A 12,148-nucleotide genomic window follows, 5' to 3' on the forward strand; every position below is an offset into this window, starting at 1 on the left:
GGCGTGGCTCACTCGCGGAGCCGGACTGGTGCTGGATCTGAACACAGGTCGAACCCGGACCACACACGGGCCGAGTCCGGGCCGAACAATGATATGGGCGGCCCCCAGAGTTGGGGGCAACGAGCAACGCCACATGACAAACCAGTACGATCACGCGCAAGTACAGGAGTTCTGGCAGTACGTCTGGGAACGCGACGGCGTCACCGAACTTCCGAACGGGGCCGTCGATCCAACCTACGTCCTCGGGATGTTCCCCTACACCTCCGGGACGCTCCACATGGGTCACGTCCGAAACTACGCGATCACCGACGCCTACGCCCGCTACCGGCGACTCCGCGGTGACGACGTCCTCCATCCGATGGGGTGGGACGCGTTTGGACTCCCCGCAGAGAACGCCGCCTACGAACGGGCCAGCGACCCCGAATCCTGGACCCGTGCGTGTATCCGCCGAATGCGCGAGGAACTCGAGACGCTCGGCTTCGGCTACGACTGGTCACGAGAGATAACGACCTGCGAACCGTCGTACTATCGCTGGAACCAGTGGCTGTTCAAGCGGTTCCACGAGGCCAGCCTCGTCGAATTCACCGGCGCGACGGTCAACTGGTGTCCCGACTGCGAGACGGTGCTCGCTGACGCGCAGGTTGTCCTTGAGGAGCCTGAGAGTGAACGAGACACGACAGCCGCTGACGGTGCTGACGCTGACACCGCTGCCAGCGGTGATAGGGACGACAGCTCACACGGCCACACCGGCTCCCGTGTCTGCTGGCGCTGTGCAACCCCCGTCGAGCAGCGCGAACTCGATCAGTGGTTCTTCACGATCACCGACTACGCCGACGAACTGGTCGACGGACTCGACGACCTCGAGCAGTGGCCCGAGGGTGTTCGCGAGATTCAACGGAACTGGATCGGTCGACAGGAAGGGGCACGGCTCACGTTCGACGTATCGACGGCAGCCGACGAGTCGGAGACCGCCGTCGATGTCTTCAGCACCCGGCCCGAGACCGTCTTCGGCGCGACGTTCGTCGCCATCTCGCCCGAACACGACCTAGCGAGTGAACTCGCGAGCGCGGACGATGAGGTGGCAACGTTCGTCGACCAGGCGCGAACGAGTGCACCCGACACCGGCCACGCCGCGCGCGACGACTTCAGTACTGCAGGCCTTGAAACCGACGCGACAGCTCAGAATCCGCTCACGGGCGAGGAGATTCCGGTCTACATTGCCGAGTACGTTCTCGCGGACGTGGGCACGGGCGCGGTGATGGGCGTTCCCGGACACAACGAGCGCGATTACGAGTTCGCACGGGCACACGAGCTGCCGATCGAGACGGTCGTCGTTCCCGAGGCTGGCGAGGGTGAGGACAGTACAGATGCAGGGAGAGAGACGGAAACGAACACGGACACAAGCGCAGGCGCAGACACAGACACGAACACAGACTCCCCCCTCACCGCCGACGGAACACTCGCACTCGAGTCCATGTCCTCCTCGCACAGCGAGTACGACGGCCAACCGAGTGAGGTCGTTCGAGACCACCTCGTCGACGATCACGAGGCGATCGACCCCGACGTGACCTACCGACTCCGGGACTGGCTGATCTCACGTCAGCGCTACTGGGGGACGCCAATCCCGGTCGTCCACTGCGAGGACTGTGGGCACGTTCTCGTTCCCGACGAGGAGCTGCCGGTCGAGTTACCGGAGTTCGTTCAGACCACGGGGAACCCGCTCGACGCCGCCGAGGAGTGGAAGGAGACGAGTTGCCCGGACTGTGGCGGCCCCGCAGAGCGCGAGACGGACACGATGGACACCTTCGTCGACTCCTCGTGGTACTTCCTGCGATTTCTCTCACCCGACCTTGCGGACGCGCCGTTCGATACCGAACTGGCGAACGAGTGGCTCCCCGTCGATGTCTACGTCGGCGGCGACGAACACGCCATCTTGCACCTGCTGTACATCCGATTCGTGACGCGCGCGCTGGCGGATCTGGGCTTTCTCGACCAGCGCGAGCCCGTCGAGCGACTCGTCAGCCAGGGGACGGTGCTCTACGAGGGCGAGAAAATGTCCTCCTCGAGTGGGAACGTCGTCACGCCCGACGAGTACGGCGCGGAGACGACCCGGCTGTTCGTTCTCTCGGCGGCCCACCCCGAACAGGACTTCGAGTGGACGGCAAACGACGTGCGTGGTGCGTACGACCTCCAACAGGCGCTGTACAGTATGGCGACCGAGTTCGTCGACGAAGGCGAGACCCGTGTCGAACGAACGAGCCACGACGAGTTCGTCGACCGCGAAATCGACCGCACGATCGTCGCCGCCCGCACCGAGTTCGAGCGCTTCCGCTTCCACCGCGTCGTCACCGAGGTGCAGGAACTCGCCGGCCTCCTGCGCCAGTACCGCAGCTACGACCGCATCCACGGTGAGGTCTACCGCCGCGGGCTGCTCACCATTGCGGTGCTCATCTCGCCGCTCGCGCCCCACCTCGGCGAAGAGCTCTGGAACAAGCTCCGCGGCGACGGCCTCGTCGTCGAGGCCGACTGGCCGGCACTTGAGTCCGACCCGGCGACGATCGAGGTGGACTACCAGCTCGAACGGCAGCTGGTGGAGACGACGCGCGCTGACGTGCGTGATATTCTTGACGTGGCATCGATCGACGACCCGGAACGGATCGACCTCGTGGTGGCCGAACCCTGGAAGTACGAGGTTGGGGCGCGCCTTGCGAAAGCAGCTGGCGAGATGGATGATGACAGAGCGGCGGAGACCGGCGACACACCGGGTAGCGGAAGTATCGATGTCGGCACGCTGGCCAACGAGCTTGGTGTCGAGCCGGAGCCACTCGCTGCGTTCGTCGCGGACCAGCGGCGTATCGACGGGCAACACTCACCCTCGAAGGAACTCACAGCGACGCGCGAACAGACACTTCTCGAGCAGGCGGCGTGGCTGCTTGCTGATGAGTTCGGCGTGACTGTGAGTGTTCGATCAGCGACCGCAGTAGACGTCGAAGACGAGACGGCAGACACTGCAGCGGACGACACACCGGACGCAGATATCGCGTCTCGTGCCCAACCAGGGAAGCCCGCAATTAGTATTCAATAGTCCATCAGTCGACCGGTGGCCAAAAGCGCCGTTCAGGCGAAGATGTGCGGCACAGCAGCCGAATTGGCCGACGGAGAACAGCAAGACAGATAGGTGGGCTCTCCTAACGGCCGATAATGGCAACTGCCGACGCAGCACGAGAGCGGCTTCGAGAACGCCCCCTCGGCGTGACGATTTTCCTATCGATCGTCGGCTACGCGCTGGTTATCGGGACATTCCTGTTCGAGCTACCGATCTATCCGGAGCTGACGAACGCGCAGGTGAACCTGTTTACCCATGCGATTGCGGTGATTAACCTGGCGACAACGATCCTGCTGATCGCCGGCTGGTACTGGATCCGCGTCGACGAGGTCGAGAAGCATCGGCTCGCGATGATCGGCGCATTCGTGTTGATCCTCCTGTTCCTGGTCGTCTACCTCACTCGCGTCGGCGGTGGCGGCGGCGAGAAGCAGTTCCTCGGCCCTGACTCGGTCTATTATGCCTATCTGGTGATGCTGGCGATCCACATCGTTCTCTCGATTGTCTCCGTTCCAGTCGTCCTCTACGCCCTGATCCTCGGGCTCACCCATACGCCCGCGGAATTGCGCCAGACGGCCCACGCCCGGGTCGGCCGAATTGCAGCCTCGGCGTGGATCCTGAGTCTCGCCCTCGGTGTGGTAACATATCTGCTGTTGAACCATATCTTCGACTACGAGTTCCCGTCGATGCTCGTTTCGCTGATGTAGCCGGGGAGGCGACCACTTATCGCAGACTGTCCGCGGATACGAGCTCTCAACACCGTACAGAGAACGGTACGCAAAGATCACTCTCTCAGGGATTTCGCAGGACAGGGTTTACAGGCACCGACGAAGTATGTACGTCGTCATGGATTCGTCGTCCTGTGGGACCGACGACGACCAGTCACAACAGCTCCGCCAGCAGCAGGTGCTGGCTACACTCAGTGAGTTATCACTTTCGGTGACTGAGCAACACACCAGACGAGAGGCACAGGACAGAAACGAAGTCGACGACACAAACGATGCAACAGACCCGGATTCGGACACTGACCAGCCACACACACTCGAGTCCCTGTTGCAACTCACGGCCGAGCAGGTCGCAGCGGTGTTCGATGCCACCTCGGTGTACGTCCTGCAGGCAGATAGCGATCGAGGTCGGTTTCGACTGCGTGCAGGTGTGTCTGTAGACAGAACGGAGCGCGCCGGCGATGCAAGTGAGGGATGTGAGGGAGAAGAGCAGGCTTCCGGTGATGGCAGTTCGAATGGAGACGACGCTGAAGCCGAGACTCGAACCAACATCACCTCCACTACTGCGGATCATCACGACCAGCCAACGCCCATCGCCGTTTCGAACCAGAAGCCGATTCCCATCGACCCAGACACACAACTCGGCGAGGTACTCGAGTCCGCAGAGCCGGTCGTGGTCGAGGAACTGGCGTCGGACGATCGGTTCTCGTCGACCGGCAAGCCGGTGTCGGATACGGTGACGAACGGGGTTGCCGTCCGGATCGGAACGAGCGAACGCACTGGCGCTGCAGCCGGGACAGTGGGAACGGCGAGCACCGAGCCGCCCCAAGACGAGGACGGTGAGACCGGCGAGCTCGACGAAACTCACGGGAGTACGACTGCATGGGGTGTATTGGCTGTCCATACGACGAACAACCGCGACTTTACCAACGCGGACATCGCGTTTCTCAAAACGGTCGCAAACGTGCTAGCGTCGACGATCGACCGAATTAGGGCCCAGCGACGACGCAAAGAAGCCACGACCTGGACCGACAGCGTGCTCGACGCCGCTCCGGTTGGCATCATGCTCGTCAACACCGACGGGATGAGTGTCTTCGCGAACAGGCGCGCCGAGGAGATCACCGGCCGGCCACTCTCCGAACTGCGGACGTTCACCCACAATGACGAGCGCTGGGGACTGGTCGACGAAGACGACAACTCGATCTCGTTCACCGACTTGCCGTTCACCAGGATCATCCAAACCGAAGAACCAGTGCGAAACGAGGTGGTCGGCATCAGACGTCCCTCCGGCGAGCGCGTCTGGGTCTCGACACACTGTAGCCCCCTGTACGACTCGACCGGTGAACTCGACGGTGTCATCTACACCTTTAGGGACGTCACCGAACGTCGCAAACTCGAGTCCCGACTTGAGGAGATTCTCGGTCGCGTCGAGGAGGCAATCTGTGCGTTCGACGATGACTTTCGGTACACACACGTCAACGACAGTGCCGAGGAACTCCTGCAACGCTCGCGCGAAGAGCTTCTCGGCAAACAACTCTGGGAGGTCTTTCCAGAGTCGGCGAGCGAGGCTGTCGTCCGGAACAGCTTCGAGACGGCGATGGACTCACAGGAGCCGACCAGCTACGAACACTACTACGAACCAGCGAACGCCTGGATCGAAGTGACGATCTACCCCTCCGAAACGGGCGCGTCGGTCTACTTCCGGGATGTAACCGACCGCCGAGAGTACCGACGACGACTCGAGGAGTCGAACGAACGTCTCGAGCAGTTCGCCTATGCTGCCTCCCACGATCTTCAAGAACCGCTTCGAATGGTTAGCAGCTACCTCGAACTACTCGAGTCGCGATACGCAGACGAACTGGACCAGGATGCCCAGGAATTCATCGACTACGCCGTCGACGGTGCCGACCGCATGCGGGAAATGATCAACGGATTACTCGAGTTCTCTCGCGTCGAGACGCAGGGTGAACCGTTCGAACCGGTCGACCTGAACGAGGTACTCGAGGATGTCGTGCGAGATCTACGCATGAAGATCGTCGAGAGTGGCGCGGACATTTCCGCAGCGGAGTTGCCGTGGGTTGCGGGTGACGGCAACCAGTTGCGCCAGGTGTTCCAGAATCTGCTGTCGAACGCGATCGCATACTCAGGTGAGGAGCCGCCCGAGATCGATATTGCGGCCCACGACACCGGTTCGGAGTGGGTTATCTCAGTCAGCGACCAGGGGACCGGTATCGACCCCGACGACACAGACCGTATCTTTGGGCTGTTTCAGCGCCGACACGCCGCTGACGAACACACGGGGAGTGGCATCGGGTTAGCACTCTGTCAGCGGATTATCAAGCGCCACGGCGGCGAGATCTGGGTCGATAGCGAGCCAGACGAGGGAGCGACGTTTTCGTTTACGCTGCCAACGCGCTTGGACACTGTTACCCTTGAATCGATAGAGTCTGAGTCTAAGTCTGAGGTCGAATTCGGCTCTGGTTCTGAATCAGATACCGAGTCCGACTCTCGGCACACGTCCGAGTCCGAGACATCTGGGTGTGCAGAGGAGACGTGACGACAGTGACAGGTGTCCGGACTCGATCGAGTCGCATAGTGAACGTGCAAGCGCGAGCACACCAGCTGAAGCCGAGTGCACCAGTTGAAGCCAACCACAGACTCAATCAGTCCGTGGAATCGACCGCGCACCGAGCGCGAACGTAATCACCGAGAGCACCACGAGGATAGCGAGGTTCGCAAGCGCTGGATCGACGCCGGCGATGGTCGCGGGATTCGCGGCAGGATCGGTCGCCGCGCGAACGCCACGGGAGAAGTATGTCAGCGGCGAGAGATTCACCAGCGGTTCGAACCAGCCCGGGAGCTGGTCGAGCGAGATGAACGTCTCCGAGAGGAACAACAGCGGCAGGCCGATCGCGTTGCTCGCTGCAATCGCGCCGTCCTGCGAGTCGGTATAGCTCCCAAGCATCGCTCCGATGCCACAGAAGCCGACGACACCAATGAGGATGTACGGGACGAGCAGCGCCGAAAACGTGATCTCAGCACCCGTCAAGAGGACGACGAGCGCGAGAATCAGCAGGCTCGCAAGACCGATGATGACAGCGTTGACGGCTGTCTGGGCGAGCAGCCACTCGGTCCGCGTCAGCGGCGTCGTCGCGAGTTTCTCGAATCGATTGCCCTCGCGATGGCGTGCGACCTCGCTCCCCATCCGCGAGAACGGCGTAAAGAGGACGACGACAGCGAGATAGCCCGGTACGTAGTAGGCCGCCGGCTCGGCGAACAGGCCACCATCACCGGGGTCCGTGCGCACGAGCGCGCCGAAAATAACGATCAGGATGACCGGGAAGAAGAACGTGAAGAACACCGCCGTCCGGCGGCGGATGAACGACCGCCAGCCGGCACTCGTCGCGGATCGAATGCGTCCGAGGCGGCTCATGCGGTCTCACCCGTCTGCGTCAGGTCAGTCGTAGTCTCATCGTCTGGCTTCTTTTCGCCACTCTCGCCAGCACCACCCGTCCGCTCGCGCTCCATCCGATCCGCCAGTTCGAGATACACGTCCTCGAGATCCGGTTCGGTCCACGAGAGGCCAGTGTACTCGAGTCCCTGCCGCTCGAGGGCGTCAACGACGGCCCCGATTGCGGCAGGATCGATATCCCGCACGACGAGGGTGTCCTCGACACCGGACGACACCGTGTCGTCGGCAGCCGTGTGCGTTCGACGCTGAGCGCGTTCGACGGAGTACTCGAGTTCGACGAGTGTGTCGGGGTCGGCGGCCGTCTCGATCTCGAGTCGACTCGAGCCGCCGTACTCGGCGACGAGTGCGTCGGGGGTGCCCTGTGCGATCAGCGAGCCGTCGGCCAGCAGGCCGACGCGGTCGGCCAATCGTTCGGCCTCGGCCATATTGTGGGTCGTGAGCAACACGGTCGTCCCGCCGGCTGCGAGCTCCTCAATCAGTCGCCAGACGGTGCGTCGACCAGCGGGGTCGATACCCGTCGTTGGTTCGTCGAGAAAGAGCACATCGGGGTCGTTGACCAGTGTAGAGCCGACGCAGACGCGTCGTTGCTGGCCACCGGAGAGGTCCTCGTACCAGGTGTCGCCAGCGTCGGCGAGGCCGACAGCCGCGAGCACGGCGTCTGGATCGCGGGGGTTGTCGTAGAGACCAGCATAGTAGGCGAGCAGTTCACGGGCGGTGAGGCGATCTGGTGGCGAGAAGTCCTGTGGGAGGACGCCGAGGCGGTCGCGGTCGATCGCCGTTGGCGACTCGCCGAGGACTGTCGCCGTTCCCGCGTCCGGCTCCGTTGTCCCCGTCAATGCGCGGACGAGCGTCGTCTTTCCCGCGCCGTTAGGCCCGATCAGTCCGAAGACTTCCCCGGCAGGAATTGAGAGCGACGCCCCCGATAGGGCGACGGTCTCGCCATAGCGCTTCTCGAGGGCTGTCGCCTCGACTACGGCAGTCATATCCGGTGATAGCGATGCAGCGTGGGTAAGGAATTCGGTTTGTTCATACGATTCGGTACAGTTCGTTACCGGTGATCGCTCCAACGGGGCAGCGGTCACCGGCAACACGCTACAACGATCCGTATCAGTCGTCCGCTGGCGTGGAGATCAGTTCCGCCACTGGTTCCACGTGTTGCCCCGACGGATCGACAACGTGACGCTCCGGCAGATCCGGTTCGGGTTCCCGGCCGACGGTGAAGAAGCGCTCGGTGCGAGTGAGTTCCTCCGAGGCAGGGCTCGGTTTGGTGATCTGCTCGAAGCCGACGGTAACGCGCGACGGTTCTGTTTCGTCCGCGGCGTCGGTCGCAGCCGTCGCGGCGGAGTCAGACGTAGCTGCGTCCGTCGACGCTGGCTCAGCTGCGATTCGAACCGCCGCAAGCTGGTACGACGGGTAGAACACCGGTGGCAGGATGCCGATGATGCCGTCGCGTCGGTGGAGACGCTTGAGCCACGTGCCGGTGTTGACGAGGACACCACCGTCGACCTCCTTGAGCATCGGTCGGTGAGTGTGACCGAAACAGAAGATTGTCGTCTCCGGTTCGCTGTCGAAGCAGGCGCGGGCGGCCTCCTCGTAGGATTCTGTGGGGTCGACCGTGAGTTCCGTCTCGAAGACGCCAAAGCGATTGATCGTCTTCCGGATATCCCGGCGGATAAAGTACAGCGGGATTCCGATGAGCACCAGCATGCCGGCGATGCCGACGTTGAGCAACAACAGGAACCAGGCGGCCGTTCCGGCCGTCCCGAACTGGCTGAGGAAAGAGGTCGTCTGCTCAACGGGAAGCGTCCAGATCCCCGCCAGATGCAGTCCCGACAGCACCGCGAGTAGCGCACTGATATTGAACAGCAACAGGAACGGTACCAGCGAGTACCGGATGAGCGGGTTCATCTCTCGATAGAAGTACTTCGAGAAGAGCCAGATCGGCATCCGTTCGGTCGGCGTCACCGCCTGGACGTCCTTTAGCCAGTTGTACCGCCCGCGATTCGACAACTGGCCCGCGCGACTCGTCACAAGTGTATTGTAGTAGTACCCAAGCGGCGTCGCGTGCGGGTTCCCCCAGTCTTCGATCCGATTGTTCGGATCCTGCTGGTGGCCGTGCTCGAAGTGAATCGCTTGCTCCCCGACGGGCCGGGTGATCGATTTCTCCTGGACGAGGTCGACGTTGTACTCGGCAAAGCGCTCGACAAACTCGTCGTAGGCAGCCAGTTCGTGATCGTGATTCCCCGGAATCAAAGTGATCGGGATGTTCGCACCCGTTGCCCGGAACTGCTCGAACAGTTCCGGATACGTCTCCTCGAGTACGTCGAACTTCTCGACGCCTTCGACCGTCGTGAACTCCCAGAGACCGAACGCGTCGCCGTTGATCACGAGTTCGGCGTTCTCGTCGGTTTCTTCGAGGCGCTGGAGGAAGGCGAGCAGTTCGTCCAAGAACTCGATCTCCTCGAGTTGTTCGTCGCCGCCGATGTGGAGGTCGCTGATGACGTAGTAGACTCGATCGTCACGGTCGGTATCGTCGTCGGCAGGAGTCTCGATGTCGGTACCGCCGTCTTCGTCACCATCGCCATCGTCGGATTCGGTACCCATTCGTGTATGTTGCCAGTCTGTGGCTCCACTTCGAAAGGTGTTGTCGTCTGGCTGCGACGCGTGTGGACTCGAGTACAATCTGCTCTGCAACCGAACCAGAACCGCGCTCGTGCAGGCTCAACCGTTACCCTCGGGTTCGTGGTAGCCAGTCCAGAATGACACAGTTTGGCTACACCCTCTCGAGTGAGGAGCACGGGCCGACCGAACTCGTCGAGTACGCACAACGTGCCGAGAAGATGGGCTTCGACTTCGTCTCGATTTCAGATCACTTCCACCCGTGGGTCTCCGCGCAGGGAGAGTCACCGTTCGTCTGGTCCACGCTGGGAGCCATCGCGACGGCGACCGACGAGATCGAGGTCGGGGTCGGTGTTACCTGCCCAACAATACGGATCCATCCGGTCAACGTCGCGCACGCGGTCGCGACGGTCGACGTGATGTTCGGCGATCGGTTCACGTTCGGCGTCGGTACCGGCGAGAATTTGAACGAGCACGTCACCGGACAGCACTGGCCCGAACACAACGTTCGCCTCGAGATGCTAGAGGAGTCGATGGACGTGATGCACAAACTTTGGACCGGCCAAACGACGAGCCACTACGGCGAGCACTACACGGTCGAGAACGCCCGGCTTTATACGGTCCCCGACGATCAGCCGACCACCATCGTGAGCGCGTTCGGTCCGCAGACGGCCCGCTGGGCCGCCAACCACGGCGACGGTATCTGGTGCTCTGGACCGAAAGGGCAAATCGTTGAGGAGTACAGAGATGCCGGCGGCGAGGGGCCAGCCTACACACAACTGCACATGTGCTACGCCGAGAGCGAGGACGAGGCAGTCGACACCGTCCACGAGTACTGGCCCAACGGCACGATTCCAGGCGAACTCGGCCAGGAACTTCCCACGCCGGCTCACTTCCAACAGGCGGCCCAGATGGTCGAGCGCGAGGATATCGCCGAGGGCAGCACCGTCACCAGCCCGGACCCACAGGCCCACATCGACAGCATCGAGCAGGCAGTCGACGCGGGCTACGACCACGTCTACGTCCACCAGATCGGCCCCGAGCAGAAACAGGCACTCGAGTTCTACGAAGAGGAGGTACTCCCGTCAGTTCGGTGAGGACGAGCGATCCAGACGCGCTGCGTCGAATTGGACTGCTCGCTGTTCGACGCAGCGACGTTCCAGCGATCCTTCTCGGTCACCGTGCTCACTCTCCGTTCTTGTCGTTGCCCTCATCCGTGTCCTCGTTTCCGTCCGTTGAACGGCTATCGTTCTGGCGCTCGGACTGCCACCAGCTCATCGCGAGGGTTGGCAAAAAGAGGAGGACACCACCCACAACAAGTACGATGATAAACAGGAGAAACTCAAGCATCGCTCTGTCTCGGCACTACACGGTGTTGAGACCTTACTGTTTCGTTCCGACACGTTCCCAGAGAACATGGTCGGTAGCGGAGGTGGTACTCGAACCGGTAGATTTCAGACCCAAAATGGATTTAGTGCTAATCGGACAGTCTCAGTACGTCTTCGCGCCAGGTAGCGGAACTACAGTATCCTGAGAACCCCGATACGCCTAAGGCACCAATCCGTGTACGTGTACACGTACACGCAGACGTATGGGAACGAAAAACATTACAATCACGACGGAAGCGTACGAGAATCTCAAAGCGCACAAACGAGAGGACGAGAGCTTCACAGACACGATCTTGCGTCTCACCGAGGCTGATAAAGATGTGATGAAGGGGTTCGGCATGCTCGCCGAAGACGACGGCTTCCCGGATTCGAGTGAGCGTGCTCGAGCCGACCTCGATGAGGCGCTCGACGAGCGAGGAGAGCGACGGGACCGGAGTCTCTGAGATGATCGCACTGGATGCGTCGTTCGTGATTGACTATCTGAACGGCGTCGAGGCAACACAATTGTTTCTGGAGCAGCGAGACGAACCGGTCTACTACGTGCCGACGCTGGCGCTGTTCGAAGTCGGCCGGGAATCGGCCTGGGCCGAGAGCCGGTCGGTCGAGGACGTATTGACGGGGCTCGACTGGACCGAGCCGCTGGCGTTCGACGCGGGTGCGAGTCGAGAAGCAGCGCAGATTCACGCGGAACTGCTCGAAAACGGGACGACGATCAACGCGGCCGACGTGATGATCGCCGGCATCTGTCGGCATCACGGTGCGTCGCTGGTCACGCACGACGGCGACTTTGCGGACGTTCCTGGGCTGGAACTGGTCGACTACTAAGGAGGGCGTTGCTCTC

10 protein-coding genes are annotated in these 12,148 nt (G+C 61.9%); 6 read left to right on the plus strand and 4 right to left on the minus strand.

All coding sequences use genetic code 11. The features are described from left to right. Positions 1 to 133 precede the first annotated feature (133 nt). From C482_RS09365 to C482_RS09375, 3 genes are all read left to right on the plus strand, one after another. Complete coding sequence (locus C482_RS09365; protein WP_006167329.1) at positions 134 to 3,085, plus strand: leucine--tRNA ligase; 2,952 nt, start codon at positions 134 to 136, stop codon at positions 3,083 to 3,085. A 116-nt stretch (positions 3,086 to 3,201) separates the two neighbouring features. Next, positions 3,202 to 3,810, plus strand: coding sequence for a DUF420 domain-containing protein (locus C482_RS09370; protein ID WP_006167330.1), 609 nt, complete (start codon positions 3,202 to 3,204; stop codon positions 3,808 to 3,810). A gap of 127 nt (positions 3,811 to 3,937) precedes the next feature. After that, entirely contained in the window at positions 3,938 to 6,385 is a 2,448-nt protein-coding gene (locus tag C482_RS09375) for an ATP-binding protein (RefSeq protein ID WP_006167331.1), read from the plus strand. Between the two features lie 102 nt (positions 6,386 to 6,487). Here C482_RS09375 and C482_RS09380 read toward each other — a convergent pair whose 3' ends face one another. The 3 genes from C482_RS09380 to C482_RS09390 form a co-directional block, all read right to left on the minus strand. Continuing rightward, positions 6,488 to 7,261, minus strand: coding sequence for an ABC transporter permease (locus tag C482_RS09380; protein WP_006167332.1), 774 nt, complete (start codon positions 7,259 to 7,261; stop codon positions 6,488 to 6,490). After that, positions 7,258 to 8,283, minus strand: coding sequence for an ABC transporter ATP-binding protein (locus tag C482_RS09385; RefSeq protein WP_006167333.1), 1,026 nt, complete (start codon positions 8,281 to 8,283; stop codon positions 7,258 to 7,260). Before C482_RS09385 ends, C482_RS09380 begins: the two co-directional genes overlap by 4 nt. A gap of 124 nt (positions 8,284 to 8,407) precedes the next feature. Beyond that, positions 8,408 to 9,904 carry a metallophosphoesterase gene (locus C482_RS09390; RefSeq protein ID WP_006167334.1) on the minus strand — a complete coding sequence of 499 codons (1,497 nt, stop codon included), beginning with the start codon at positions 9,902 to 9,904 and terminating at the stop codon, positions 8,408 to 8,410. 155 nt (positions 9,905 to 10,059) lie between these two features. On the opposite strand from C482_RS09390, the gene C482_RS09395 reads away from it, so the two are divergent. Beyond that, the gene (locus C482_RS09395) at positions 10,060 to 11,016 is read left to right on the plus strand and encodes a TIGR03557 family F420-dependent LLM class oxidoreductase (protein WP_006167335.1); all 957 of its coding nucleotides are present in this window, start codon (positions 10,060 to 10,062) and stop codon (positions 11,014 to 11,016) included. Between the two features lie 88 nt (positions 11,017 to 11,104). Here C482_RS09395 and C482_RS21785 read toward each other — a convergent pair whose 3' ends face one another. Continuing rightward, positions 11,105 to 11,269, minus strand: coding sequence for a hypothetical protein (locus tag C482_RS21785; RefSeq protein WP_006167336.1), 165 nt, complete (start codon positions 11,267 to 11,269; stop codon positions 11,105 to 11,107). A gap of 241 nt (positions 11,270 to 11,510) precedes the next feature. Here C482_RS21785 and C482_RS09400 point away from each other — a divergent pair, with 241 nt between their 5' ends. Both C482_RS09400 and C482_RS09405 read left to right on the plus strand, forming a co-directional pair. Next, positions 11,511 to 11,750: an antitoxin VapB family protein gene (locus tag C482_RS09400; protein ID WP_006167337.1), complete on the plus strand. Its 240-nt coding sequence runs from the start codon at positions 11,511 to 11,513 to the stop codon at positions 11,748 to 11,750. Position 11,751: 1 nt separating this feature from the next. Beyond that, positions 11,752 to 12,132, plus strand: coding sequence for a PIN domain-containing protein (locus C482_RS09405; RefSeq protein ID WP_006167338.1), 381 nt, complete (start codon positions 11,752 to 11,754; stop codon positions 12,130 to 12,132). Positions 12,133 to 12,148: the final 16 nt, after the last annotated feature.

Origin of the sequence: Natrialba chahannaoensis JCM 10990 (assembly GCF_000337135.1) — an archaeon.
In the GTDB taxonomy this organism is placed as follows: domain Archaea; phylum Halobacteriota; class Halobacteria; order Halobacteriales; family Natrialbaceae; genus Natrialba; species Natrialba chahannaoensis.

Bases quoted from the DNA above. Each gene is read 5' to 3' on its own strand.
- C482_RS09365 (WP_006167329.1), top strand. From the start codon at position 134: ATGACAAACCAGTACGATCACGCGCAAGTACAGGAGTTCTGGCAGTAC.
- C482_RS09370 (WP_006167330.1), top strand. From the start codon at position 3,202: ATGGCAACTGCCGACGCAGCACGAGAGCGGCTTCGAGAACGCCCCCTC.
- C482_RS09375 (WP_006167331.1), top strand. From the start codon at position 3,938: ATGTACGTCGTCATGGATTCGTCGTCCTGTGGGACCGACGACGACCAG.
- C482_RS09380 (WP_006167332.1), bottom strand. From the start codon at position 7,261: ATGAGCCGCCTCGGACGCATTCGATCCGCGACGAGTGCCGGCTGGCGG.
- C482_RS09385 (WP_006167333.1), bottom strand. From the start codon at position 8,283: ATGACTGCCGTAGTCGAGGCGACAGCCCTCGAGAAGCGCTATGGCGAG.
- C482_RS09390 (WP_006167334.1), bottom strand. From the start codon at position 9,904: ATGGGTACCGAATCCGACGATGGCGATGGTGACGAAGACGGCGGTACC.
- C482_RS09395 (WP_006167335.1), top strand. From the start codon at position 10,060: ATGACACAGTTTGGCTACACCCTCTCGAGTGAGGAGCACGGGCCGACC.
- C482_RS21785 (WP_006167336.1), bottom strand. From the start codon at position 11,269: ATGCTTGAGTTTCTCCTGTTTATCATCGTACTTGTTGTGGGTGGTGTC.
- C482_RS09400 (WP_006167337.1), top strand. From the start codon at position 11,511: ATGGGAACGAAAAACATTACAATCACGACGGAAGCGTACGAGAATCTC.
- C482_RS09405 (WP_006167338.1), top strand. From the start codon at position 11,752: ATGATCGCACTGGATGCGTCGTTCGTGATTGACTATCTGAACGGCGTC.